Consider the following 25,523-nt stretch of genomic DNA (forward strand, 5'->3'; position numbering starts at 1 on the left):
CGCAACAAAACAATGAACAATGACAATTAAAAATTTTCACGAAGCAGGATTTGACATCATTGCACTCACAGATGACAACACCGGTACCCAGGTAGAAATTGTGCCGGCCCATGGTGCATTGTTACATGCTTTTAAAGTACAGCGTGAAGGCAAAACCATCAACCTGATAGATAGTTATAGCAGCCTGCAGGACCTGGAGGATAACCTCCGTGTCAGCTTCAAAAGTGTAAAACTGAGCCCTTTTGCATGCCGCATAAAAGATGCTGCCTATCAATGGGAAGGCAGCTCCTATAGTATCGAAAAAACAATTGCTCCCGGCAATGCCATCCATGGACTGCTATACGATGCAAAGTTTACGGTGGCTGCACAGCAGGCTTCCGAACAGCAGGCTTCTGTAACGCTGACTTATAGTTTTAAGGAAGAAGATACAGGTTATCCCTTCAGCTACGACTGCCTGGCCACTTATACACTGCATGCCGGCAATGAGCTGGAGATCAGCACGAAGGTGATCAACCGAAGCCAGACATCCATTCCGGTAATGGACGGATGGCATCCGTATTTTACCACCGGTACTCCAGTAGATGAGCTGACGCTGACATTCGCTTCCAAAGAAATTGTGGAGTTCGACGCTAAATTGATTCCTACCGGCAGAGTGCTTCCCTTTACGGAATATGTGAATGGTAAAAAGCTGGCCGGTGTAGAACTGGATAACTCTTTTGTGCTGGATTTTTCTCATGCCCAGCCATTGGCTTCACTTCATGATTCGGTGAAAAATATTCGCATCGACTTTTTCCCGGGTAACAGCTATCCGATTCTGCAGATATACACTCCACCACACCGCAACAGTATTGCGGTAGAAAACCTGAGCGGAGCACCGAATGCCTTTAATAATGGTCTCGGGCTCGTAACACTCGCCGCTGACGAAAGCAAGGCTTTTGATACCAGAATTAAGGTAACTGTCTGATGTTTAACCTGAAATAAAAATAAATCAGTCCTCCGGTAAATAGCCGGAGGATTTTTGTTTTCACAACCCATCAATTTATTTAATTTGTGGGCTGGAAAGGATATGAACAATGTATACACTGTAATGGTTGTTCAGGTAGAGGAAGGATAGTCAGGAATAAAAACATTTTCAATTTTATGAAGGTTCTCTTACGTACACTGGTGCTGGGCTGTATCGCAGGCTTTTTGTTTCCCTCTCTGGCAAAGGCGCAGGTGATTGTAACCGGGCAGATCGCAGACAGTAATAAGCTGGTGCTGCCGTTTGCTACCGTTACCAATCTCACTACCGGCAAACATTCATTATCTGACCAGGGTGGTTTTTACAGGATTGAAGCTTCCCGGAACGATAAAATAGCTTTCTCATTTGTAGGGTATCTCTCAGATACTGTCAAGGTTACCCTGGCCACCGGTACACAAACGATCAATGTCAAACTGGTAGTAGCCAGCCGTTTTCTGAAAGGGGTGGAGATATCATCGCAGTATACACCGTATCAGATGGACTCCGTCGAACGCCGCCGGCAGTACGGTTATCTGCTGGACCAGCCTAACAAGCCGCTTGCTGGTGGAAGTACTCCACAGGGAGCTGGTATTGTGTTCAGCCCCATTACCCGTTTCTCTAAAGGAGAAAGACAAAAACGGCAGTTCAAGAAAAATTACGAGGATATGGAGCGGGAAAAATATATAGACTCCCGTTTTACACCGGTGCTGGTAAACCAGGTGACCGGCCTCAAAGGTGATTCGCTCCAGCTGTTTATGCGGGATAATTATCCGGACTACAATACCCTGAGGGCCCTGGGTCACAATGACCTCCTGTATTGGATCACAGACAGGTATAAGGCATGGGGCAAAAAATAAATGCAAAGAAAAAGGGTGAAGAACAAGCCGAAGTCTTCACCCTTTTGATTGATATATGCTATTGTGTTGAAAACCTTAGTTATACACCTTCACCATATACACAAAGTCTTCCAGTTTCTTGATCTGGTCTACTCTGTTTAAGCCTTCCAGATGGCTTTTATGGCCCCATTCCTTTTTAACGCCTTTCTCTTTGGGCATTTCATCCAGGAGGCGTTTCAGATGAGCTGATTTTACTGCAAACGCGATACCATCGGAAGTGGTTTGTTTGCCTGTAACGATACCTACCACATCGCCGGCATTGTCTAACAGCGGTGCGCCACTGTTGCCGGGATTAACCGGGATAGATACCTGATAGGCAGTTGTGTCGCCGTTGAAACCGGTTTTGGCGCTGATATATCCTTTGCCGTAAACGATTTCATCGCGGGGGAAGCCCATGGTGAATACTTCTTCACCCAGCTTTACACTTTGGGGTTTTAAAGCGTAGGGGAGAGGCTGGCTTTTGAAGCTGGAATCTGCGATTTTGAGAACGGCCAGGTCGCTGGAGATATCTTCAAAGACGCTGACTGCTTTAAAAGCTTCACCTTTATTGTTTTGTACGTATACGGAATCCGCGCCGGATACTACATGGTAGTTGGTTACGATATAACCATTGCCGGATACAGCGAAGCCGGTACCGCCATAAGTGCCGGGATTTACCGGTGCTTTATTCTTATTATTAATATCGTTGATGAGTGCATTCTGGGAACGCTGAATATTGTTCAGGACCCTTCTTACATCTTCATATTGGGCAGTAGATTTGTTTTTGGCTGCGTTCTGCAGTACGGCAATGGTAGACAAGGATGTCACCAGGGCGATGCAGGCTGCGGCAGCCAGATTGGTGATAGTTCTGCGACGGATAGATATCCTTTTGGCAGTAAGGGTAGCCTCCTGTGCCTGTTTACGCAGGGTAGGCATATCCAGTTGTTCATGTATTTTATTCATTTTAGCCTGGAGCGACTGGCGCTGGCCAAAATGTTGCAGCTGCTGCATAAAAAACTGCTGCTCTTCTACCTGACGGTTGATTTGCGGATTGTTTTTACGCAGTTCATCGAAAACGGCTTTCTCCTGTCCGCTCATCTCCCCTTCGAGGTAACGTTCAATTTCACGTAGTAGATTCATATCTTCTTTCATGGCCGTTGCTGCTTATAATGATGTATTGTACTTTTCAAAAAATAACTTCTTCAGTCGCATCAGACATTTATACTTCTGGTTTTTGGCATTTTCGGCATTGGTATATCCGAATTTGTCTGCTATTTCCTGCATGGATTTCTTACGCAGATAATAATCTTCCAGAATTGTTTTGCAAGGCTCTCCGATACTTTCCATCGCACCTTCCATAATACGGAACTGTTCGTCTTTGGCGGAGTGATCGTCTAATGCTTCTGTAGCCGGAATAACTTCTTCCATTTCCGGAGGGATGGAATAAAGCCCATATGTGCTTTGTACCTTCTTTAACCAGATATGGCGGCAAACGGAGTAAAGAAAAGTTTTTAACCGGCTGGTCAGATTAAAACCACCTTCGCAAGCCTTTTCATATAAAACGATAATCGCTTCCTGGAAAACATCCTTTGCATCATCTTCGCTGCCATTATGTTGTAAAATCATGCGCAGCACAGCCGGAAAATTCTCTGAATAGATGGTTTCCAATGACTTATCATCGCTCCTTGCCAGTCCCAGCAATAATTCCCTGTCTCTTGTTATGTCTTGATGTTGCTTCACTCTTAATACTATTATTAGGCATTTGGTAACCCAAAGTACCGAAAAAAAAATTTTTTAAAAGTTTGGGTTACCTTTTGGGTGATCCCGGTATAAAGGTTAAATCATTCAAAAAAAACACCTTAAATTATTTGTACGATGAAGAACGTAATTAAACTCGGTTTCCTGGCTCTCTCTTTCGGTCTGTTCGCTGTAGCTTGCGGTGGTGGCGAAACTAAAACTGCTACTGACTCTACTGCTACTAACGCTGCTGCTATCGATTCAGCTGCTGCAAAAGTTGACACTGCTGCTGCAAAAGTTGACTCCGCTGCTGCTAAAGTTGACTCCGCTGCTGCTGCTGCTGCAACTAAAGTTGACTCTGCTGCTGCTCACCACTAATCAGACAATTCTGACTTAAAAACCGCGAGGTTTTATATAAACCGCTATGGTTCAAGCCATAGCGGTTTTTTTATGCCTTTTATTTTGTACTGATGAGCTAGCTATTTTGTTTTTTTCAGAATAATGCTCTTTCTCCCGTTTTTATAGAACCACTGCCCCTGCTTTTCAGTGAAATTAGAATTATTTTAATAAATGGCCCCTATTATTTAAAAATATGTATTTTTTGTGTCTGCCGCTTGGATAATTAAAACCGTGATGTATTTTTGTAAGGCATTCAAAGCAACATCAAATCAGATCATGACTACACAAACGACTTTTGGATTTTTTGGCTTTTATTATTTCTGGTACCAGGAATAGGGAGGTCGTTTGTAAGTAGAAAACATAAAGAAACTACAAAAAGGCCTCCCGAAAGTCGGGAGGCCTTTTTAATTACTCAATAATCGTATATGTTAAATCGCAACTTTAGTACTTATTATTTTTATTACTTCTTTTATGCGAAGAAGACAGGGACTCGTTTGCAATAAACATACTTTATATAAAAAGTTTACCAGGCAAAGGGTCCCGCAAACGGGACCCTTTCTGTTTTAAATAGCTAGTTGCTACAGCAACTATAAATAAATAAAATCAATTCAATACACATGAAAATTGCCATACAAGGGTTTGAAGGTGCTTTTCACCAGATCGCAGCACAGAGCTTCTACGGAAAGAATACCAGCATTGAAGCTTGTGCTACTTTTAGCGAGCTGGTACGTAAGGTTAAACAGGACCCGGGCGTGGATGCCGGTATCATGGCCATCGAAAACTCTATCGCAGGCAGCATTTTACCCAATTACAGCCTCCTCAAAAACTCAGGCCTGCACGTAACCGGTGAAGTGTACCTGCAGATCAACCAGCACCTGATGGTGCTGCCTGGTCAGACTATGGAAGATATCCGTGAGGTACATTCCCATCCCATGGCTCTTTTACAGTGTATCGACTTTCTGGAAAAACACCCGCATATCAAACTGGTGGAAACCGAAGATACCGCCCTCAGCGCCAAACACATCCGTCAGAAAAAACTGAAAAGTGTAGCTGCCATCGCTGGCAAACTGGCTGCTGAAATCTACGAACTGGATATCATCGAGCCCAACATCCAGACCAACAAAAACAATTATACCCGTTTCCTGGCGCTGTCCCGTACTGCTGTACCCACCGCGCCGGATGCCAATAAAGCCTCTGTTTATTTTCATACCAGCCATGAGCGCGGCTGCCTGGCAAAAGTGCTGACCAAAATAGCCGACGCCGGTATTAACTTATCCAAGCTGCAATCCTTTCCCATCCCGGCAAAAGAATGGAACTATTACTTCCATGCCGATATGGAATTTGATTCTCCGGCACACTTCGAAAAAGCGCTCGAAAAAATAGCGCCACTCACAGAAAATCTGAAAGTGCTGGGCATCTACAAAAAAGGAAAAACACATTAATCAGTTTCAGAAATCAGGATTATGCAGATACAGGTTGCTAAAAGATTACAGGGAACAGAAGAATACTACTTCTCCAAAAAACTGCGGGAAATAGATGAGATGAACCAGAACGGTACCAGGGTCATTAATCTCGGTATCGGAAGTCCGGACCTGCCTCCACACCCTTCTGTGGTGGCGGCTCTCCACGAACAGGCTGCTTTGCCCAATACCCACGCATATCAGGGCTACAAAGGCATCCCCGCCTTACGCAAAGCCATGGCCGACTGGTATCAGCACTATTATCAGGTGACATTAAATCCCGATACGGAAGTGCTCCCGCTCATCGGCTCCAAAGAAGGTATCATGCACATCTGCATGACCTATCTCCAGGCCGGCGATGAAGCACTGATCCCCAACCCGGGATACCCCACCTACCGCTCTGCTGTCAACCTCAGCGGCGCTACCGTGGTGGATTACGACCTGGTAGAAGCCAACGGCTGGCTCCCTGATCTGGACGCCCTGGCGCAAAAAGACCTCAGCCGCGTAAAACTGATGTGGGTCAACTACCCGCATATGCCCACCGGCGCCAAGGTCAACAAGGCTTTCGCAGCAAAACTGATTGCCTTCGCCAAACAGCATAATATCCTGATCTGCCACGATAACCCGTACAGCTTCATCCTCAACGAACAGCCTGAAAGCCTGTTGCAGTTTGAAGGTGCACGCGATGTGGTACTGGAACTCAACTCACTCAGCAAATCCTCCAATATGGCCGGCTGGCGAGTAGGAATGCTGGTAGGCAAAGCCGAATGGATCGCTGAAGTGCTCCGCTTTAAAAGCAATATGGACTCCGGTATGTTCCAACCTTTACAGATGGCTGCTGTTAAAGCACTGCAACTGGGTAAGGACTGGTACGATGGTCTTAATAATATCTACCGCGCACGCCGCGAAAAAGTATTCCAGCTGCTGGACCTGCTGCAATGCATCTACGATAAAAACCAGGTGGGCATGTTTGTGTGGGCCAAAATACCGGATACTTACGATAACGGCTACACGCTCAGTGATGAAGTGTTGCACAAAGCCCGGGTATTTATCACACCAGGCGGCATTTTCGGAAGTAACGGCAACGGCTATATCAGAGTAAGTCTCTGTCAGGATGAAAAAGTTTTCCAGGAAGCCATTGACCGTATTAAAACAGCAATAAAATGATTGTAACAATAATAGGAACAGGTTTAATAGGCGGCTCGCTGGCCATCACCCTTCGGGAAAAAGGAGTGGCAGAGCGGATCATCGGGGTAGATCAGCACGAATCACATCTGCAAAGGGCTAAAGAGCTGAACATCATCGATGAAGGTATGACGCTCGACGATGCCATGCAATGCTCTGACCTGATCATACTGGCTATCCCTGTAGATGGTGTGTTGCAGGTGCTGCCCACCCTCATGGACAAGGTACGGCCCAACCAGGTGATTATGGACGTAGGTTCCACCAAACAAAAAATACTGCAACTCGTTGCCGGTCATCCTAATCGTGGCCGTTTTGTAGCAGCCCACCCGATGGCCGGCACCGAGTATTCCGGCCCCGATGCTGCTGTACGCAACCTGTTCGTAAATAAAACTATGGTGCTCTGTGATGTTAAAAACAGTGATGAAGATGCCCTCGAAATGGTAGAGGATATGGTCGACAAACTGCAGATGCGCACGGTATATATGAATGGAGAAGAACATGATCTGCATACTGCTTACGTGTCGCATATCTCCCACATCACCTCTTTTGCACTGGCACTCACCGTGCTCAAGAAAGAAAAAGAGTCAGGCCGCATTTTTGAACTGGCCAGCGGTGGTTTCGAATCCACTGTACGTCTCGCTAAAAGTTCACCGGACATGTGGGTGCCCATCTTCAAACACAACCGTGGCAATGTGCTCGACGTATTAGACGAACATATTCATCAGCTGCAGCAGATGAAAGCATTGCTGGAAGCAGAAGACTACGACACCTTTTACAAACTGATTCAGAAATCCAATAAAATCAGGAAAATCCTGAAATAAACATAAATTCTAACAATCTACTTAACTTCAATACTATGGTACAGACAATGGAAGAAATATTATCCAAAACCAAATTCTCAGATCCTTCATCTGACAAAAAGCCGCTGATCATCTCCGGTCCCTGCAGCGCTGAAACAGAAGAGCAGGTACTGGCTACCGCGCTGGAATTGCAAAAAACCGGTAAAGTAGACGTACTGCGCGCCGGCATCTGGAAACCCCGCACCCGTCCGGGCTCTTTCGAAGGTATCGGTACCAAAGGCCTCGCATGGCTGCAGAAAGCCCGCGAACTCACTGGTCTGCCGCTGGCCGTAGAAGTAGCTACCGCTAAACAGGTGGAAGATGCACTGCACTTTGGTGTGGATATCCTGTGGGTAGGAGCCCGAACCACAGTAAACCCCTTCTCTGTACAGGAAGTTGCTGATGCGCTCAAAGGGGTGGACACTACCGTGCTGATCAAAAACCCGATCAACCCTGATCTGGAACTGTGGATCGGTGCTGTGGAAAGAATCCAGAAAGCCGGTGTTAACAAAGTTGGTCTTATCCACCGCGGTTTCTCCAGCTATGGCAATACCCAATACCGTAATGCTCCCATGTGGCACCTCGCTATCGAACTAAAACGTCGTATGCCGGAACTGCCGATGATCTGCGACCCCAGCCACATCTCCGGCCGCCGCGATATCCTGCAGGAAGTATCTCAGGAAGCAATCGATCTGGATTACGATGGTCTCATGCTCGAAACACACGTAGATCCGGACAACGCATGGAGCGACGCCAAACAACAGGTAACTCCTTCCAAACTGGCTGAACTGCTCGATGGCATCGTTTGGAGAAGAGAACATACAGATAAAAAAGACTTCAATACCGCTCTGGAAAAACTGCGCGCTCAGATCAACCAGGTAGACGATGAAATCATGCTGTTGCTGGGCAACCGTATGAAAATCGCCGAAAAAATCGGTATGTACAAAAAGGAAAACAACATCACCATCCTGCAAACTAACCGCTGGAATGAGATCCTGGACCGCAACATCGCAAAAGGTGAAAAACTGGGTCTGACCAAAGAATTCATCCTGAAATATTTCGATGCTGTGCACCTGGAATCCATCAACCGCCAGAACAGGGTGATGAACGAAGAAAAATAACAGCGTACGCTGACAGCTAAATTCAATGAATGAAAAAGCTTACCAATAACTTTCAGCAGCAGGCCACTACCTATCTCATGGGCGAGAGCCTGCTGCAGTTGGGAAACCATGTAGACCGCAACCGGTCAGTACTGGTGATAGATGAAAATGTGGAAAGACTGCATGGTCATCACTTGCACGACTGGAAAAAAATTGTGGTGCCCGCAGGCGAAGAAGTGAAAAACATGGCTACTGTGGAAAAGGTCATCGACGGACTGATTGCCCATGAGGCAGACCGTAAGACCACCCTGGTAGGCATCGGCGGCGGCATGATCACCGACGTGGCCGGCTTCGCTGCCAGCATCTACATGAGGGGCATCCCCTTCGGGTTCGTGCCCTCCACCTTACTGGCACAGGTAGATGCCTCTATCGGCGGTAAAAACGGCGTAAGTCATGGTAAACATAAAAACCTGCTCGGCACTATCCGCCAGCCGGAATTTATCCTCTTTGACTATGCACTGCCGCTGACCATGCCCGATGCGGAATGGCACAATGGCTTCGCGGAAATCATCAAATATGCCTGCATCATGGATGCCGGACTGTTTGACTATCTCGAAGTGAACCGCGAAAAGGCACTCGCCAGAGATGTGGCAGTACTTGAATACCTCGTGGAGAAATCAGTAGAGGCTAAAACCAAAGTGGTGCTGGAAGATGAGTTTGAGACAGGCCCACGCCGCTGGCTCAACTTCGGGCATACCCTCGGACATGCGGTTGAAAAGCTGGAACATATGGACCATGGTAAAGCAGTGGCTATCGGCATGGTAGCAGCTGCGCGCTTTTCTGAAAAACTGATGGATTTCCCCAACGAACAAACCCTGCGGCTGATAGAGCTCATCAGCGCTTACCAGCTGCCAGTGGCGTTTACTTCTGATAAAGAAGCTGTGTTTGACATCTTCAAGCTGGACAAAAAGCGGGAAAAAGACGCCATCCATTTTGTACTGCTGGAGAAAATAGGTAAGGCTACTACCATGCCTGTTCCTATTGCAGACCTGAAACTGCTGCTGCAGGAGTTGTAATTATTTTTCTAAACATTTAAAGGCGGACTACATATACATATGCAAGTTACTGTATCACCAGGCATCATTAAAGGCACGGTTACGGCCAACCCTTCCAAAAGTGCGATGCAGCGTGCTGTTGCGGCAGCGCTGCTGGCAAATGGCACCAGTATCATCCGTAATCCCGGCCTGAGCAACGATTGCCTGGCAGCACTCGAAGTAGCGGAAAACCTCGGTGCCCGAATAAAAAGAACAGACGATCATTTCGAAATCACCAGCAACGGCATAAAACCGTTTTATGATGAAATCAACTGCGGAGAGTCCGGTCTTGGTATCCGTATGTTTACGCCAATAGCCGCCCTGGCTGCTATTCCCATCACCATTGTCGGACATGGTAGTCTCACTACCCGGCCTATGCATTTCTTTGAAGAAGTGCTGCCACAGCTGGATGTAAAATGTACTACCCAGGAAGGTAAATTGCCGCTGCATATAAAGGGTCCGTTACAACCTAAAAATATTACCATCGACGGTTCCCTGAGCTCTCAGTTCCTCACCGGCCTGCTGATGGCCTATGGCGCTGCTGCAGAAGATGTGACCATCACCGTTAAAGATCTTAAAAGTAAACCATACATTGCGTTGACCCTGCAATTGATGGCACACTTCGGCGTACAGGTGAAGGAAGAGAACTTCGAAACATTCAGTTTTGGTAAAAAACAGTCCTATAACGCTACCGACTATACGGTGGAAGGTGACTGGAGCGGTGCCGCCTTTTTGCTGGTGGCAGCTGCTGTAGCCGGAAAAGCGGAAGTACAGCATCTGAATACCGCTTCTGCCCAGTCAGATAAGGCTATCCTGGAAGCGCTGGAAAAGGCTGGCACTTCTATACTGCCAGGTATGTTTACAGTGAATATTCAGAAAAACGGCCTCAAAGCCTTTGAAATAGATGCTACAGACTGTCCCGACCTGTTCCCGCCACTGGTAGCACTGGCGGCTAACTGTAACGGTACTACGAAAATAAAAGGCGTGAGCCGCCTCGCACATAAAGAGAGTGACCGCGGTCTTACCCTGCAGCAGGAGTTTGGTAAAATGGGCATCCGGATAGATCTTCAGGGCGACGACATGCTGGTGCATGGCGGTACCGGCATCAAAGGTGCACAGGTACATTCCCACAACGACCACCGCATTGCCATGGCCTGCGCCGTAGCGGCTCTTACCGCAGACGGTCCCGTAGTCATCGAAAATGCAGAAGCTGTCAACAAATCCTATCCGGAATTTTACGACCATCTGCAACTGCTGGGCGGCAAAATAGCTGTGGAAGCTAACAGCTAACGGGTACTTTTTTCATTCAATTTAAATCATCAGCGTGTGAACAGTTTTGGCAGAATATTCAGGGTTAATGTTTTTGGAGAATCTCATGGTGCCAGCGTAGGTGTCAATATCGATGGCATACCTGCCGGCATACCGCTCAGGCAGGAAGACTTTTTACCTGACCTGGAACGGCGTAAAGGCGGCTCCAGAGGCACTACACCCCGTAAAGAGGAAGACCTGCCCTTTATCAAATCCGGTGTTTTCAACGATCATACTACAGGCGCTCCGGTGACCATCCTCTTCGAAAATAATAATACCCGCAGCACCGATTATGAGAAGCTGCGCGAGTTTCCCCGTCCCGGCCACGCCGATTTTGTGGCAACACAAAAATTCGGGGGCTTCGAAGACTACCGTGGTGGCGGCCACTTCAGTGGAAGACTGACACTTAACCTGGTAGCAGCCGGTGTGATCGCTAAAAAAATATTGGGTGACAGCATTCAGATAAAGGCTGTTATCACGGAAGTAGGTGGATATACCAACCCCGAAGAAGGCCTGGAAGCAGCCATTGCAGCCAAAGACTCCGTAGGCGGTATTGTAGAATGTGTGGTAGATGGTCTGCCGATAGGATTGGGCGAACCTTTCTTTGATTCGTTGGAATCCTCACTAGCTCACGCTGTGTTTGCCATCCCGGCTGTGAAAGGAATTGAATTCGGCGCTGGTTTCGCTGCCGCTAAAATGAAAGGACTGGAGCATAACGATCCGATCATAGACACAACCGGTAAAACGGCCACCAACAACGCCGGCGGCGTGGTAGGCGGTATCAGCAACGGCAATCCGCTGGTTTTCCGTATCGCTGTCAAACCTACTTCCAGCACACCTAAAGAACAAAAAACCCTTAATATCACTACCGGTCAGGTAGAAACTTTCAGTGTTAAAGGTCGTCATGATCTTTGTATCGCCCTGCGTGTGCCTGTAGTACTGGAAGCCGTAACAGCCATGGTGCTGGCGGATTTCATGCTGCTGGAGCAACGTAGACCAACTGTGATGCATGTGATAAATGCTGATGCTCCTGATGAAGCGTAACTGTGATGTATGTGATGTTACTGATGCTCCTGATGACAGGTGTGATAATATGAATAAAAGCAAAAAGCCCATTGATTACATCAATGGGCTTTTTGCTTTTATTTTAATTCGCTGTGATCTTCGCTCCTTCAGGAGCATCAGCATTTATCACATGCATCACAGTTATGGTACGATTTCGAGCAGCTCTACATCAAAAACGAGTGCGCTGGCAGGTCCGATTTTCGGGCCGGCTCCGCGGTCACCGTAAGCAAGATCAGCAGGAATGAAGAGGCGCCATTTGGAGCCTACAGGCATTAACTGCAGGGCTTCTGTCCAGCCTTTGATCACACCGCTGACAGGGAAGGAGATGGGTTCACCTCTTTCTACAGAGCTATCGAATACAGTACCATCGATGAGGGTACCGTGATAGTGTGTTTTTACTTTATCGTTGAGGGTAGGTTTAGTACCAGTACCGGCTTTCAGGATGAGGTACTGCAGCCCGCTGGGCAGTGTTACCACACCTGGTTTAACTTTATTTTCTGCCAGGAATTTCTCGCCGGCTTCGCGGTTTTTGGCAGATTTTTCAGCTTTCAGCTGCTGGAGATAGTTGCTTATGCTCATTTCACTCTGTTCTTTAGATAATGTTAACGATTTATTGGTCAGCGCGTCCTGGATAGCTTTAGCCAGCACGACGGTGTTCACGTTGCTTAATCCCTGTGCTTTCAGGTTTTCAGCGATGCTGACGCCGATACCGTAGCTTACTGAGTCCATACGGTTTTTTAAAGCGGCCTTCGCTGCTGTCTGGGCTGCTGGTTTGGCTTTGGCAGCGGGTTTAGCCTGGCTGAAACCCTGGATGGCCAACAGGCCCAATACACCTGTAAAGAAATATTTTTTGTACATAATTTTGTGGTTGTCAATAATATTGAAACAAATAAGGTTTTATTAAGCCCCTGCAAGTTAAGGAATTAACTACTTACAGCAGAAGCCTTTTGCTTTGGTACAACAAAAGGAACCCCTGCTTTGTTGGGCGTATAATAATTCCGGTATGTAACCCGTTTGGCGATTATGAAAGCAAGTATTATAACAATGGCATTGTCCCTGTTGGCAATAGGTCTGCAGGCTCAGGATTCAACAGATTTATGGACAAAAGCAAAAGCTAACCCCAACCTCGGCCGGCATAAGTTTATAGAGCTTAAACTACATACTGGCGGGCACATCTACAACGGTGAGGATATGGCCAGTGTCCTCGAACATGGTTATCAGGCATTGGAAGTAAGGATGGCATGGATGTCTACCGGTAAACAGGTGTGGCAGCGTGCGCTCAACTATCCCAGTTATGGTATTGGATTTTATACTGGTAATATCGGTAACTCCACTATCCTCGGTAATCCCAGCGGGATATACGGCTTTTTTTATGCACCCTTTCATCGTCGTAAAAGACATCATTTTGAAGCAGGCCTCGCACTCGGTTTAACCTACGATCTGAATACCTACAACCCCGAAACCAACCCGCTCAACAATGCCATCAGTTCCAAGCTGGATGTATATTTTAACGCGAGTGCGACTGGTGTGCTGCGATTATCGGAACTGTTCGATTTTGTATATGGTGTAGACCTTACCCATTTTTCCAATGGCCGTACACACACGCCCAACCTGGGCCTCAACATGGCTGGCGTACATGCCGGACTGCGTGTGCATTACAATACGATACGAAATATTGTCGTACAACAGATAGACCCCAACTACGAAGCGCCCATCAGACCTACCTTACTCAGAGATCCGTTGCCCAAAGTAAAACATACCAATGAGCTGAGTATTTATGGTGCATTCGGAGTGGTGCAGATTGATAACTCTTCCGGTGTGGATGCTTACTATGGTACAGCATCTCTTGTGCTGGACTGGAATCATAAATACACCCATGTATGCAGCTTTGGTGCTGGTCTTGACGGTTTTTATGATGGTTCCCTCGGCTGGGGCTATGCCCGTCAGTACGGTAAAGTGACCTCCTTAGATAAAATGCTGATGGGCGCACATATCGGACATGCGGTTCATCTTCAGCGCTTCGATCTTGTTACACAGGTGGGTACTTATCTATGGCGCCGTGATGGTACAAAAGGGGATTGGTTTCTTCGCCTGGGCATCCGTTATAATATCAATAAGTACGGCTTTGTTCAGGTGGGCCTGAAAACCCAGAATGGTGCGGCAGCGGACTGGATTGAATGGGGAGGCGGGGGCCGCTTGGAACTGTGATGGATGTGATGAATGTTGATGTTCCTGATGAGCGAAGATAAAAGTGTATAAAAAGCGGAAACCCATTGATTTTATGTCAATGGGTTTCCGCTTTTATATTATTCGCTCTTGTCTTCATTCCATCAGGAGCATCAGCATTCATCACATAAATCACAGTTACAGTTCTATTGGTAGTACAACACTGGAAGTATGGCTGGCATCGTGATAGATACGGATATCGGCTTTTTTGAAGTCTTTATCGGTAGCTTTATAGATGTCCATAAACTGTTGCGGGTTGCGGTCTACCAGTGGGAACCAGCTGCTCTGGATCTGTATCATGATACGGTGGCCTTTCTGGAAGGTATGTGCTACATCGGGAAGTGTAAACTTCACCGGAGTAGGTTGGCCAGGTACAAAGGCTTCCGGTTTCTCGAAGCTGTTACGGAATTTGCCGCGCATTACTTCGCCACGTACCAGCATCTGGTATCCACCCATAGGATAAGTAGAAGAAGGAACACGGCGGTGCTCTGAAGGTGCATCTTCTTCATACTTGAAATCATCCGGGAAAACATCGATCAGTTTAACAACAAAATCGGCATCAGTACCGGTGGTGCTGGCAATGATATCTGCGATCACCGGACCTGCAAGGGTAATGTCTTTATCGAGTACTGCGGATTCAAACGCCACCACATCAGGTCTGCGGGAAGCAAAGCGCTGATCATCTGTCATGTAGTTGATGGTGCGGCTGAAGTGCACATCTTCTGTATAAGGTACTGGTTTGGCAGGATCACTGATATATTCGCTGAAGCTGTTGGCTGCAGTGGGTTTGTCGAAGGACAGTTTGCCATCAGGTTGCAGGAAGATAGCCTGCCCTTTTGTATCAGCAGGAGGCCATTGCGGAAGGCGTTTCCATTTATTTTCACCGGTGAAGAAGATGGTAGCTTCTGCAATATCCGGTGCCTGACCTTTACCTTTCAGGTAATAGTTGAAGAAAGGAACTTCGATATTGTTGGCATAATATTCAGAAGTGTTGCTTCCAAAGCGCACATTACCCAGGTGTGTACCATCGTTGGAAGCCCATTGTCCATGGTACCAGGGGCCCATTACGAGGCGGTTGTTGGTATTGGGACTTTGTTTTTCTATAGTCTGATAGGTGTTCCATGCACCGAAGCAGTCTTCTGCATCAAATACACCACCTACTACCAGCATGGCTGGTTTTATGTTCTTCAGGCTGTTGCGTACGTTACGCGCCTGCCAGAAGCTGTCGTAGGTAGGGTGTGCATACATCTCCTGCCAGAAGGTAACGCTGTCGCCAACGATTTTGGCAAAGTTGGGCAGGGCACCGGTTTCGAGATAATATTTGTAGTTGTCGCGGGTATAGTAGTCGATACCTTTAGGCCCAACTGTAGTAGGTTTGGGATGAGGATGATCAAATACAGTATAGAAGGAGAAAGCGTCAGACAGCATAAAGGCGCCGTTGTGATGGAAGTCATCTCCGATGAACCAGTCTGTTACGGGTGCCTGCGGGCTTACCGCTTTCAGTGCGGGATGGCCACTCAGTGCGCTCATAGAGGAATAGAAGCCGGGGTAGGAGATACCGAATACGCCTACATTGCCGTTGTTGCCACTGAGGTTTTTAACCAGCCAGTCTATGGTGTCATAGGTGTCGCTGGCTTCGTCGATCTCGTTTTTGCCCTTTTTGCTGGCATTGAAAGGACGTACGTTTACGAACTTACCTTCGCTCATCCAGGTACCTCTGACATCCTGTATAACCATGATGTAGCCTTCGTGCAGGTACTGGTTGTAATGGTTTTTGTAGAGCGGACGGAATACCTTTTCTCCATAAGGAGCGCAGGAATACGGCGTGCGGGACATCAGAATGGGATGTTTCTCAGACTGATCCTTAGGCAGATAGATGGAAGTAAACAGTTTTACACCATCCCGCATAGGGATATACACTTCTTTTTTAGTATAGTTGGTGTACATCCAGAGGGAATCCTGGTTTACCGCTTTGGTAACTGCAGGAAAGACGAACAGTGCGGCATAGGCCAACAACAGCCATTTTCTCATAAACGGTTATTTTATTAATGGGGGCTAAAGTAGCAAAAAAATCAGGTAACGCAGGCATAGAAATGGGTGAGCGGTTATTGAGACAGCTTTTCCCTTTCTTTTTTGGGTAAACTGGCTACCACCAGATCATAGGAGTTTTTGATCCACTGCAGTAATAGTTTATTGGGAATGTTGGAATGTATGTCTACAGTATTCCAGTGTTTTTTGTTCATATGATAACCCGGGGTCACACCTTCATAACGCTCGCGTAATTCCACAGCCTCCTCAGGATCACATTTCAGATTGATACTGTTAAACTCTTCCAGGCCGCTAAGGGCAAACATTTTCCCGGCTACTTTATACACCAGCGTTTCTTCTCCGAAAGGGAACTCTTCTGTGACGCCCGGAAGGGAAAGGCAGTATTCGCGATATTGTTCGATGTCCATATACAGATTTTAACAGACAGCAAATATAATAAAAAGCATGAGCCACCGGATCATGCTTGCAGTGTAGTATCTGTTCTTTATCGTTGTGTATAGGAGGGGATTTTTAAGCTGAACATTCTTATGGTGCTTTGATGATTTTGTATCGATAGCTTATTTTATTGGAAGAAGGCAGTATTTGTTCCAGCGGGTATTTCAGTGTGTCTGGTGTGTAGTAGGTGACAGGCATGTCTGCAGCAGCAGAACGGATGCTGGTCACATAATGTTCGCTGGCGAGGAAGGGATATCCTCTGCGGACAATGTCCTGAAGATCTGCCGTTACTTTGCGGAGCAGGATAGGATTTTTAGCCAGATAGCGGAATAGTGGATTGATCTGACTGTTGTAGCGCATATCATAACTGTATGCATCCTTTACAAGCTGGCCGCCGCGGATGTTGATATAATTGAGTCCGGTGAAATGACTGATATCCTGCTGCTGGTAAAGGTATTCTTCATATTCGACCTTCTCTCCGAAGACACCGATATTAAGGTAAAAAGTGTCTTTGGAACCGGCGAGGGAAAGCAAACGGCTATTGTTTATTTGCAGGGTGCTGGTGTCATAACCGGATACAGCTTCGCCCAGCTCCCGGTAATAGGTGGTATAGATGGTGACTCTGCCTGCAGTCCATGCCAGCGAGTCTTTTTGACTGCGGCTCTTCAGTGAGTTATCATTTTCATTATAATACAAAGCTGTTTTCAGATAGCCATCAGCTGCATAAATGAAGGAAATATAATTCTGCCATTGATGGAAAGAGGTGTTGTAATCCCATCTTTCTATCAGCTGTTGCTGATTATTGTATACAAGACTGTCTTTGGGAATACCATTGATGCGGATGGATGTTACAAGATAAGTATCCTGTGGTGGAGCTGGAGGGGCCGGTGGGTCAACGTTTTCTTTTTTACATTGACAGGCAGATACTGTAAACAACAGTGCTATCAGCACATACTTTTTAAGGGTGCCATACATGGACAGCCGGTTTATCTGAAGGTAATTATTAATGCGGAAAAGCTGCCGGAATGATCAGGGTTGATAAGTTGGGGCTGATATATACCTGTACGCCGACAGTGGCCAGCGTACAGGGTTTTGTGATAGGTTAAAGCTTATTTTTTGTTGATGGAGATGATCACACGGGAATAACGGGCATAGGTAATTTCTACCTCCTGGCCGGCACGGTAACCTTCGAGTGCTCCGCGCATCCAGTAAAAGAGCCGTTTTTTCCTGTTTTCCAGCAATATCATGATATTTGTCTGTGTATCGTTGTTTTCAAGATACACGGCTTCCATAGGAGCCTGTAAGGTGCCTTTCTGCAGGGCTACCAGGTCTTTTTTTAATGCCCAGTAACGGATATCAGTCACTTTGATCAGCGCAAAAACCAGGGCAATCACAAAACTGACCATCCATACCCAGAACCAGATGTTCTTGTAGGATAACAGGGAATCATCAGCATCTCCCAGGGTATTATGTGTATACAAATAAACCTGCGGTATGATGGCCGCCACTAATAACACGATAAAACCTATTAACGCAAATTTCCTTAACTGCTGTTTGTTCCGCTTCAGTGCTTGTTGTAATAAAAAGTTCTCCTCGGTTGTAATAAAGGTGTAGTCGGACATAGTTCGATGGTTTTTCAGTTGGCTAATATATAGATAAACAGTCAATTAATTAAATTTATATATATAATTTTTAAATTAATGATTGTTATTTTGCCAGAATGATAATTAAATGATAATTTTTATGAGAAAATATTATCATATGTTTATATGGTCTTAACGAATATATAATTACCCGCACATCTTCCGGAATGGAAATAGTTTTCTAATTTGCGCATCCTGACCCATCCTGCTGTTATCTTTCCCCATCAAAAAATGTAAATCTTAAAACAACAATAGTGAAGCGGATTATTATTTTATTGGCAGCGATAGTCCTGACAGGAACAGGCCTGCACGCACAAGACACGGCTCAGCTGATAGTGGAAGGACGTAAAAACACCGCCTCCCAGCAATCCAAGCCGTATGTGATCATGATCTCGATTGATGGTTTCCGTTATGATTATGCTGAAAAATATCATGCAGAGAACCTGCTCAGACTCTCCGGCCAGGGTGTAAGGGCTACCGCCATGCAACCATCCTTTCCCTCACTGACGTTCCCCAATCACTATTCACTGGCGACTGGTATGTACCCGGCCCATCACGGTCTGGTAGACAACACCTTCTATGATCGTAAACGCGATGCTATTTATAAAGTGGGCAACCGCGATGCAGTGGAAGACGGCACCTGGTATGGCGGCATACCTCTGTGGGTACTGGCCGAAAAACAACACATGATCAGCGCCAGTTACTTCTGGGTAGGCTCTGAAAGTGCTATCCAGAACATCCGTCCAACCTATTACTTTAAATACCAGGAAAAAACCGGCATAGACCAGCGTATCCAGCAGGTGGTGGACTGGCTCCGGTTGCCGGAAGACCAGCGTCCTCACATCATTACCTTCTACTTCCCTGAAGTAGATCATATGGGCCATAGCTACGGTCCGGAAAGCGACAGTGTACGCAAGGCCGTACAATTTGTGGATGCCGCCATTGGCCGTATGCAGGCTGCTGTCAGCAAATTAAATCTGCCGGTCAACTTCATCGTTGTATCAGATCATGGTATGCTCCGGGTAGATACGGAACGTACGCTGTCATTACCAGACAGCCCGGTGTTAAAACCACTGCGTATTGTACCGGGAGGCGAAAAAATAATGCTTTACGGCAACAACGAAGCTGAGATCAAAGCAGCCTACGACTTCCTCAAACAGCATGAAGACCATTACACCGTTTACCTGAAAAAGGAAACACCGGAAAGATGGCACTACGGACAGGAAGATGTGTACAGCCGTATCGGGGATATTATCGTGCTGGCGGAAGCCAACTATGCTTTTGGCAGCCCTAACAAAAAAATGCATCCTGGTCATCATGGTTTCGACAACAATCTCACCGACATGAATGCGATCTTTATGGCCTGGGGACCTGCGTTTAAAACCAATACCCGTATTGCTACCTTCGAAAACGTACATGTGTTTCCGTTAGTAGCCCGCATTCTCGGTCTGGATATCACCCAGCCGATAGATGGTAAGCTGGAAGTACTCGAACCGATACTAAACCAGCGATAATGAATTTATAACAGATGCAGGAGCTGCTGCTGCAACATGTGGCAGACATATTCAGCTCACCGCTGCAGAACGTTATGATGCTTTCGTTCAGAAATATCCGGCCATTGCAGCCCGCGTACCGCAAAAACACCTGTTTTTGTGAGCCAGCTCCGCAACCGGCAAGCGAAAAAGTTAAAATAGTTTAACGGCATTTATTCAGTTAGTTGAATTTTCAACCCAATGGAGTGGAGTAGTTTTGCAGGGTAAATATCAAACATCATGAAAGTATCCAGCATCAACATCCATCCCGATCCTTATAAGGCTTTTCATCTTTCACAAGGTTACCGTGCCGGTGATCTGTTGTTTATCAGCGGGCAGACTGCCATCGGTGACGATGGTATACTGACAAGCATCGGCGACTTTGATATACAGGCAGAGAAAGCCTTTCAGAACCTGGAAAAAGTACTGAAGGCAGGTGGCTCCAGCCTGGGCAACGTTATCAAGGTAACTATCCTACTGCGTGATATGGCCAACTTCTCCAAAATAGTGGAACTGCGCAAACGTTATTTCACGCCGCCTTATCCGGCAGATACCATTATGGAAGTGTCTTCCCTGTATTCGCCGGACGCTTTGATAGAGATTGAAGCGGTAGCAGTGGTAGACGAAGCCGTGGAAAAGTAATCTCCATCTGCATAAAAAAAGGGTGTACCGTCCGGTACACCCTTTTTTATATTGAGTTGATCAGTTATGCAACGGATTCCTCATAAGCACTTACTGGTTCGCAGGTGCAGATCAGGTTTCTGTCGCCATGAGTATTGTTAACACGGCTTACAGAAGGCCAGAATTTATTGGCTTTCACGTACTCCAGCGGATAAGCTGCCTGTTGACGGCCGTATGGACGGGTCCATTCGTCGGCAGTGATTACAAACTGTGTATGCGGTGCATTTTTCAGTACGTTGTTCTGTTTGTCGGTCTTACCTTCTTCAATAGAACGGATCTCTTCGCGGATAGACAGCAGGGCATCGCAGAAGCGGTCCAGTTCACCTTTGTCTTCACTTTCAGTAGGCTCGATCATGATGGTACCAGCTACCGGGAAGCTCATGGTAGGAGCGTGGAAACCGTAGTCCATCAGACGTTTGGCCACATCTTCCGCTTCAATGCCGGCAGTAGCTTTGAACGGACGCAGGTCCACGATGAATTCGTGAGCGCAGGTGCCGTTTACGCCGGTGTAGAGGATGTCATAAGCTTTTTCCAGTCTTGCCTTCATGTAGTTGGCATTCAGGATAGCATATTGAGAAGCCAGTTTAACGCCGTTGTCACCGAGCATGCGGATATAAGCGTAAGAGATCAGCAGGATGCTGGCAGAGCCAAACGGTGCTGCAGATACAGCGTTGGAAGGTTTACCATCATTCAGTTCTACGTGACCAGGCAGGAATGGAGCCAGGTGTTTTGCTACGCAGATGGGGCCCATGCCGGGACCACCGCCACCGTGAGGGATAGCGAAGGTTTTGTGCAGGTTCAGGTGGCAAACGTCAGCTCCGATGATACCGGGAGCAGTCAGGCCTACCTGGGCATTCATATTGGCACCGTCCATATATACCTGGCCACCGTGTTCGTGGATGGTAGCGCAGATTTCTTTCACTGACTCTTCATAAACACCGTAGGTGGAAGGATAAGTGATCATGATACCGGCGAGGTCTTTAGCATGTAAAGCAGCTTTGGCTTTCAGGTCAGCTACATCGATGTAACCGTTTTCCAGTGCTTTTACTACTACTACCTTGAAACCAGCCATTACCGCAGATGCAGGGTTGGTACCGTGAGCGCTGATTGGGATCAGCATGATGTTACGATGTCCTTCGCCTCTGCTTTCGTGGTATTCGCGGATCACCAGCAGACCGGCATATTCACCCTGTGCACCGCTGTTAGGCTGCAGGCTGCAGGCGTCGAAACCAGTGATTTTGCTGAGGTATTCGCCCAGTTCGTTGGTCATCTGTAAGTAACCGCCAGCCTGTTCTTTAGGCGCAAAGGGGTGCATTTTGCTCCAGTGTGCCCAGCTCAACGGAATCATTTCGGTAGCTGCATTCAGTTTCATGGTGCAGGAACCGAGGGATATCATGGAGGTGTTCAGGGAAAGATCTTTGTTTTCCAGCATTTTCAGGTAGCGCATCATCAGCGATTCGCTGTGGTGGCTGTTGAATACCGGGTGCTGCAGATAAGGAGAAGTACGCTCCAGATTTGCAGGGATAGCAACTTTACCATTGGAAATACCAGCTGCATCTACTTTACCGGCACCGAATACCTGGAGTACATCGTTCACGTCGGCAATAGTTACGGTCTCATCGAGGGAGATACCTACATGGCCATTGGCAAAGTAACGCAGGTTGATACCAGCTGCTTCTGCAGCGGCTTTGATGTCGGCGGCGCCTTCTACTACGATAGTATCGAAGAAGGAAGTGGCGCTCAGTTTCAGGCCTTTGGCCTGTAATTTATCTGCCAGTGTGGCGCTGAGCAGGGCTACGCGGGTAGCGATGTCTTTCAGTCCGGCAGGACCGTGGAACACAGCATACATAGCAGCCATATTGGCCAGCAGGGCCTGAGCTGTACAGATATTGGAAGTGGCTTTTTCACGTTTGATGTGCTGCTCGCGGGTTTGCAGCGCCATACGCAGTGCGCGCTGTCCTTGTGCGTCAATGCTCACACCGATGATACGGCCAGGGATGGAACGTTTGAAGTCGTCTTTCACGGCAAAGAATGCAGCGTGAGGACCACCAAAGCCCAAAGGAACACCAAAACGCTGTGCGGAACCGAAGGCTGCATCGGCACCCAGTTCACCCGGAGAAGCCAGCAGGGTTAATGCCAGCAGGTCAGTAGCTACACCTACAAAGGCACCTGCAGCATGCACTGCATTGATGAATTCGTGGTAATCTTCTACCGCACCAACATTGTTGGGATACTGTATGAGCGCACCGAAATAAGACTCATCAAACTGGGCAGTTTTGTAATCGCCCACTACTACTTCGATTTGCAGCGGAGTAGCACGGGTATAGATAACATCCAGCGTTTGTGGGTAAACGTTAGTGTCTACAAAAAACTTAGGCCTGGTTACGTGGTCGTGGTCTTTGTTCAGCGCATTGAAGAACATGGTCATGGCTTCAGCGGCTGCAGTGGCTTCGTCCAGCAGGGATGCGTTGGCAATCGGTAAACCTGTCAAGTCACTTACCATGGTCTGGTAGTTCAGCAGGCTTTCCAGTCTACCCTGTGAAATCTCAGCCTGATAGGGCGTATACTGCGTATACCATCCTGGATTCTCAAACACATTGCGCAGGATCACACTCGGTGTGATGGTGTCAAAATAACCCTGACCAATGTAGTTACGCATAACCTTGTTTTTCAGAGAAACCTCCTTGAGATGGCGCAGGTAGTCGTTTTCGCCCATGGCTGCCGGGATGGCCAGCGGGTGCTGCATGCGGATGGCACCGGGAACGGTTTTGTTAATCAGCTCGTCCAGATTGGAAGTCCCAATAGTCTCCAGCATCTGGTTCGTCTCAGCTTCATTCGGCCCTATGTGACGGTGCACGAATTCAATTTGTTGAATATCAAAAAGATTCATGATGTAAGCAGGTAGTTTGAAATAGATGCGCAAAGCTATGCAGATTTTAAGCAATCGCCAAACAGCCGGTGGTGGACAAGGAAAACAGTGATAAATGACTGATACCTGTTACTTGTTTATGTCATGGTTTTGTCCAACTGGTATTTGCTTATCTTTGCGCCAATGAGCAAGATATTAGAAGACTGGGAACAGAAGGCCAAAGACAAACAAAAGGCCAATAAACAATTTCTGCAGAAGTTGCAGACGCGCCGTGGGAAAGGAGTGGAGAAGCTGCTGCCCGACCTGCATGAAGAAGCATTCACCCATGTAGATTGTATGGACTGTGCCCGCTGCTGCAAATCTATCAGCCCACGCTTTAAAGCACCCGATATCAAACGTATCTCCAAATATATGGGTATGAAGGAAGGCGCCTTCATTGATACCTACCTGCGGATAGACAAAGACGAAGACTATGTGGTAAAGTCAAGCCCATGCCCGTTCCTGGGAGACGACAATGCCTGCGGCATCTACGATGTGCGTCCCGGAGACTGTGCCAACTACCCGTATACAGACAGTTACGACTTCTTTAAACGTCCTAATATCACCTACGAAAACAGTGTGGTCTGCCCCGCAGTGTTTTATGTACTGGAAAAGTTGAAGGATAAGATGGATTTGTAATCAGGGTTTGAGATCCAGTTTACGCATGGCCGGGCTGACAATGTAAGTGGTGATTACCACTCCTAGTGTCACACAACCACCAAATACCACGGAAGTGACCAGCCCCAGCTGCCTGGCCATGAAGCCACTTTCAAAAGCACCCAGCTCATTGGATGAACCCACAAACATCGAACTTACGGAAGCTACACGGCCTCTCATATCGTCCGGTGTTTTTAATTGCAGGATGGTCTGACGGACGATCACACTGATCCCGTCCAGCAAACCGCTCAACAGTAAGGCGCCCATCGACAGATAAAAGTTGCGGGATAATCCGAAAATAATAATGCATAGCCCGAAACCAAATATTGCGGCCAGCAGTTTAATCCCCGGTCTGTGTACCAGTGGGCGGTGTGCCAGTATAAACATCGTCACAAGAGAACCGATAGCAGGCGCAGAACGCAGCAGGCCATAACCCAGGGAGCCTGCATGCAGAATATCTGTAGCGTAAGCCGGCAACATGGCCACAGCACCGCCAAACAATACCGCAAACATATCCAGTGCCATCGCTCCCAACACCACCTTGGTGTCCCACACAAAACGCATCCCGCTGGTCAGCCCCTGGAAAAATGTTTCCTCCTTTTTCTGATAGTGAATAGGCTTGGGTTTTATCTGTATCAGACTGAAGAGCGGAGCCAGGAAAATGCAGACTACCAGCAGCATAGACCAGTGTACGCCAAACCAGTAAATACACAGTCCTCCCAATGCGGGCCCCACCACGCCACCTATCAGCCAGGCAGAGCTACTCCAGGTAGCGGCGTTGGCATACAATTCCCGGGGTACCAATAAGGATAACAGAGAAAAGTTGGATGGACTTACAAAAGCGCGGACTAGCCCTCCTACAAACACCAGTAGATAGATCATATTCAGCACCCACTGTGTGGAGATGCCCGTCACCGCCCGGTCCCAGGTAAGGAGGAAGAGCCCGGTGCTGATGAAAATATAGGCCGTCACGGATTTTAACAGAATACCTCTTTTCTCCCGTTTGTCTACCAGGTGCCCTGCAAAAGGCGCCAGCAGAACCGCCGGGATCACCTCAGCCAAACCAATAAGCCCTAATGAAAAAGGGTCATGTGATAAAGCATACACTTTCCACTCTATGATGGCAAACTGCATGGTCAGCGCAAACACTAAAGCAAAGCGGATGACCAGATAGTAGTTGAATTCCTTGAATCGTAACGAAGCGTATGGGTCGTTTTTGGGAGTAGCCGTCTTGTCCAACCTGATGTAATTTCCTGCTAAGGTAAAAAGCAGGAGGGAAAAAGCAAAAAGTCATCAGTACAGGTGGAAGAATCTATTATTTTTATTTTTG

General features: G+C 47.2%; 23 protein-coding genes. 14 read left to right on the top strand and 9 right to left on the bottom strand.

What is annotated here, in order from left to right:
- Positions 1 to 19 precede the first annotated feature (19 nt).
- Positions 20 to 964 (top strand): aldose 1-epimerase, encoded by a 945-nt coding sequence (locus DF182_RS19200; protein WP_113617444.1) that lies wholly within the window; start codon positions 20 to 22, stop codon positions 962 to 964.
- A 176-nt stretch (positions 965 to 1,140) separates the two neighbouring features.
- Positions 1,141 to 1,857 (top strand): carboxypeptidase-like regulatory domain-containing protein, encoded by a 717-nt coding sequence (locus tag DF182_RS19205; RefSeq protein WP_113617445.1) that lies wholly within the window; start codon positions 1,141 to 1,143, stop codon positions 1,855 to 1,857.
- Between the two features lie 75 nt (positions 1,858 to 1,932).
- On the opposite strand, the gene DF182_RS19210 is transcribed toward DF182_RS19205, so the two are convergent.
- Together DF182_RS19210 and DF182_RS19215 are read right to left on the bottom strand one after the other, a co-directional pair.
- Complete coding sequence (locus tag DF182_RS19210; RefSeq protein WP_113617446.1) at positions 1,933 to 3,027, bottom strand: S1C family serine protease; 1,095 nt, start codon at positions 3,025 to 3,027, stop codon at positions 1,933 to 1,935.
- Positions 3,028 to 3,039: 12 nt separating this feature from the next.
- Complete coding sequence (locus tag DF182_RS19215) at positions 3,040 to 3,615, bottom strand: RNA polymerase sigma factor (protein WP_113617447.1); 576 nt, start codon at positions 3,613 to 3,615, stop codon at positions 3,040 to 3,042.
- 135 nt (positions 3,616 to 3,750) lie between these two features.
- Here DF182_RS19215 and DF182_RS19220 point away from each other — a divergent pair, with 135 nt between their 5' ends.
- The 8 genes from DF182_RS19220 to DF182_RS19255 all read left to right on the top strand — a co-directional run bounded on the left by DF182_RS19220 (position 3,751) and on the right by DF182_RS19255 (position 12,041).
- Entirely contained in the window at positions 3,751 to 3,990 is a 240-nt protein-coding gene (locus tag DF182_RS19220; RefSeq protein ID WP_113617448.1) for a hypothetical protein, read from the top strand.
- A 638-nt stretch (positions 3,991 to 4,628) separates the two neighbouring features.
- The gene (locus DF182_RS19225; RefSeq protein WP_113617449.1) at positions 4,629 to 5,453 is read left to right on the top strand and encodes a prephenate dehydratase; all 825 of its coding nucleotides are present in this window, start codon (positions 4,629 to 4,631) and stop codon (positions 5,451 to 5,453) included.
- Between the two features lie 21 nt (positions 5,454 to 5,474).
- Positions 5,475 to 6,638, top strand: a complete 1,164-nt coding sequence (locus DF182_RS19230; RefSeq protein WP_113617450.1) for a pyridoxal phosphate-dependent aminotransferase — start codon at positions 5,475 to 5,477, stop codon at positions 6,636 to 6,638.
- The gene (locus DF182_RS19235) at positions 6,635 to 7,477 is read left to right on the top strand and encodes a prephenate dehydrogenase (protein WP_113617451.1); all 843 of its coding nucleotides are present in this window, start codon (positions 6,635 to 6,637) and stop codon (positions 7,475 to 7,477) included. The genes DF182_RS19230 and DF182_RS19235 overlap by 4 nt, the downstream gene beginning before the upstream one ends.
- Positions 7,478 to 7,512: 35 nt before the next feature.
- Positions 7,513 to 8,616 carry a chorismate mutase gene (locus DF182_RS19240; RefSeq protein ID WP_245957490.1) on the top strand — a complete coding sequence of 368 codons (1,104 nt, stop codon included), beginning with the start codon at positions 7,513 to 7,515 and terminating at the stop codon, positions 8,614 to 8,616.
- Positions 8,617 to 8,645: 29 nt separating this feature from the next.
- Positions 8,646 to 9,671, top strand: coding sequence for a 3-dehydroquinate synthase (gene aroB, locus DF182_RS19245; RefSeq protein ID WP_113617452.1), 1,026 nt, complete (start codon positions 8,646 to 8,648; stop codon positions 9,669 to 9,671).
- Positions 9,672 to 9,710: 39 nt separating this feature from the next.
- Entirely contained in the window at positions 9,711 to 10,979 is a 1,269-nt protein-coding gene (aroA, locus tag DF182_RS19250) for a 3-phosphoshikimate 1-carboxyvinyltransferase (RefSeq protein ID WP_113617453.1), read from the top strand.
- A 36-nt stretch (positions 10,980 to 11,015) separates the two neighbouring features.
- Entirely contained in the window at positions 11,016 to 12,041 is a 1,026-nt protein-coding gene (locus tag DF182_RS19255) for a chorismate synthase (RefSeq protein WP_113617454.1), read from the top strand.
- A gap of 162 nt (positions 12,042 to 12,203) precedes the next feature.
- On the opposite strand, the gene DF182_RS19260 is transcribed toward DF182_RS19255, so the two are convergent.
- A complete protein-coding gene (locus DF182_RS19260; RefSeq protein WP_113617455.1) occupies positions 12,204 to 12,920 on the bottom strand; it encodes an FKBP-type peptidyl-prolyl cis-trans isomerase in 717 nt (238 codons plus the stop codon).
- 165 nt (positions 12,921 to 13,085) lie between these two features.
- On the opposite strand from DF182_RS19260, the gene DF182_RS19265 reads away from it, so the two are divergent.
- Complete coding sequence (locus DF182_RS19265) at positions 13,086 to 14,270, top strand: acyloxyacyl hydrolase (protein WP_113617456.1); 1,185 nt, start codon at positions 13,086 to 13,088, stop codon at positions 14,268 to 14,270.
- A 156-nt stretch (positions 14,271 to 14,426) separates the two neighbouring features.
- Here the strand turns inward: DF182_RS19265 and DF182_RS19270 are convergent, their stop codons facing one another.
- The 4 genes from DF182_RS19270 to DF182_RS19285 all read right to left on the bottom strand — a co-directional run bounded on the left by DF182_RS19270 (position 14,427) and on the right by DF182_RS19285 (position 18,394).
- Positions 14,427 to 16,319: a CocE/NonD family hydrolase gene (locus DF182_RS19270; protein WP_113617457.1), complete on the bottom strand. Its 1,893-nt coding sequence runs from the start codon at positions 16,317 to 16,319 to the stop codon at positions 14,427 to 14,429.
- A 74-nt stretch (positions 16,320 to 16,393) separates the two neighbouring features.
- Positions 16,394 to 16,744: an MmcQ/YjbR family DNA-binding protein gene (locus tag DF182_RS19275; RefSeq protein WP_113617458.1), complete on the bottom strand. Its 351-nt coding sequence runs from the start codon at positions 16,742 to 16,744 to the stop codon at positions 16,394 to 16,396.
- Between the two features lie 118 nt (positions 16,745 to 16,862).
- On the bottom strand, positions 16,863 to 17,747 hold the full coding sequence (locus DF182_RS19280) for a hypothetical protein (RefSeq protein WP_113617459.1): 885 nt from the start codon (positions 17,745 to 17,747) through the stop codon (positions 16,863 to 16,865).
- A gap of 134 nt (positions 17,748 to 17,881) precedes the next feature.
- Positions 17,882 to 18,394, bottom strand: coding sequence for a hypothetical protein (locus DF182_RS19285; protein WP_113617460.1), 513 nt, complete (start codon positions 18,392 to 18,394; stop codon positions 17,882 to 17,884).
- Between the two features lie 275 nt (positions 18,395 to 18,669).
- On the opposite strand from DF182_RS19285, the gene DF182_RS19290 reads away from it, so the two are divergent.
- Positions 18,670 to 19,929, top strand: coding sequence for an alkaline phosphatase family protein (locus DF182_RS19290; protein WP_211327165.1), 1,260 nt, complete (start codon positions 18,670 to 18,672; stop codon positions 19,927 to 19,929).
- 258 nt (positions 19,930 to 20,187) lie between these two features.
- Entirely contained in the window at positions 20,188 to 20,589 is a 402-nt protein-coding gene (locus DF182_RS19295; protein ID WP_113617462.1) for a RidA family protein, read from the top strand.
- A 64-nt stretch (positions 20,590 to 20,653) separates the two neighbouring features.
- On the opposite strand, the gene gcvP is transcribed toward DF182_RS19295, so the two are convergent.
- The gene (gene gcvP / locus DF182_RS19300) at positions 20,654 to 23,518 is read right to left on the bottom strand and encodes an aminomethyl-transferring glycine dehydrogenase (protein WP_113619641.1); all 2,865 of its coding nucleotides are present in this window, start codon (positions 23,516 to 23,518) and stop codon (positions 20,654 to 20,656) included.
- Positions 23,519 to 23,680: 162 nt separating this feature from the next.
- Between gcvP and DF182_RS19305 the strand changes: the two genes are divergently transcribed.
- Positions 23,681 to 24,175 (top strand): YkgJ family cysteine cluster protein, encoded by a 495-nt coding sequence (locus tag DF182_RS19305; protein ID WP_113619642.1) that lies wholly within the window; start codon positions 23,681 to 23,683, stop codon positions 24,173 to 24,175.
- On the opposite strand, the gene DF182_RS19310 is transcribed toward DF182_RS19305, so the two are convergent.
- A complete protein-coding gene (locus DF182_RS19310; protein WP_113617463.1) occupies positions 24,176 to 25,432 on the bottom strand; it encodes an MFS transporter in 1,257 nt (418 codons plus the stop codon). It lies immediately after the preceding gene.
- Positions 25,433 to 25,523: the final 91 nt, after the last annotated feature.

The organism is Chitinophaga flava (assembly GCF_003308995.1).
Lineage (GTDB): Bacteria > Bacteroidota > Bacteroidia > Chitinophagales > Chitinophagaceae > Chitinophaga > Chitinophaga flava.

Coding starts and splice junctions, on each gene's coding strand:
- DF182_RS19210 (WP_113617446.1), bottom strand. CDS start 3,027: ATGAAAGAAGATATGAATCTACTACGTGAAATTGAACGTTACCTCGAA.
- DF182_RS19285 (WP_113617460.1), bottom strand. CDS start 18,394: ATGTCCGACTACACCTTTATTACAACCGAGGAGAACTTTTTATTACAA.
- DF182_RS19205 (WP_113617445.1), top strand. CDS start 1,141: ATGAAGGTTCTCTTACGTACACTGGTGCTGGGCTGTATCGCAGGCTTT.
- DF182_RS19225 (WP_113617449.1), top strand. CDS start 4,629: ATGAAAATTGCCATACAAGGGTTTGAAGGTGCTTTTCACCAGATCGCA.
- DF182_RS19235 (WP_113617451.1), top strand. CDS start 6,635: ATGATTGTAACAATAATAGGAACAGGTTTAATAGGCGGCTCGCTGGCC.
- DF182_RS19270 (WP_113617457.1), bottom strand. CDS start 16,319: ATGAGAAAATGGCTGTTGTTGGCCTATGCCGCACTGTTCGTCTTTCCT.
- DF182_RS19295 (WP_113617462.1), top strand. CDS start 20,188: ATGAAAGTATCCAGCATCAACATCCATCCCGATCCTTATAAGGCTTTT.
- DF182_RS19220 (WP_113617448.1), top strand. CDS start 3,751: ATGAAGAACGTAATTAAACTCGGTTTCCTGGCTCTCTCTTTCGGTCTG.
- gcvP (WP_113619641.1), bottom strand. CDS start 23,518: ATGAATCTTTTTGATATTCAACAAATTGAATTCGTGCACCGTCACATA.
- DF182_RS19265 (WP_113617456.1), top strand. CDS start 13,086: ATGAAAGCAAGTATTATAACAATGGCATTGTCCCTGTTGGCAATAGGT.
- DF182_RS19200 (WP_113617444.1), top strand. CDS start 20: ATGACAATTAAAAATTTTCACGAAGCAGGATTTGACATCATTGCACTC.
- DF182_RS19280 (WP_113617459.1), bottom strand. CDS start 17,747: ATGTATGGCACCCTTAAAAAGTATGTGCTGATAGCACTGTTGTTTACA.
- aroB (WP_113617452.1), top strand. CDS start 8,646: ATGAAAAAGCTTACCAATAACTTTCAGCAGCAGGCCACTACCTATCTC.
- DF182_RS19240 (WP_245957490.1), top strand. CDS start 7,513: ATGGTACAGACAATGGAAGAAATATTATCCAAAACCAAATTCTCAGAT.
- aroA (WP_113617453.1), top strand. CDS start 9,711: ATGCAAGTTACTGTATCACCAGGCATCATTAAAGGCACGGTTACGGCC.
- DF182_RS19260 (WP_113617455.1), bottom strand. CDS start 12,920: ATGTACAAAAAATATTTCTTTACAGGTGTATTGGGCCTGTTGGCCATC.
- DF182_RS19230 (WP_113617450.1), top strand. CDS start 5,475: ATGCAGATACAGGTTGCTAAAAGATTACAGGGAACAGAAGAATACTAC.
- DF182_RS19305 (WP_113619642.1), top strand. CDS start 23,681: ATGAGCAAGATATTAGAAGACTGGGAACAGAAGGCCAAAGACAAACAA.
- DF182_RS19275 (WP_113617458.1), bottom strand. CDS start 16,744: ATGGACATCGAACAATATCGCGAATACTGCCTTTCCCTTCCGGGCGTC.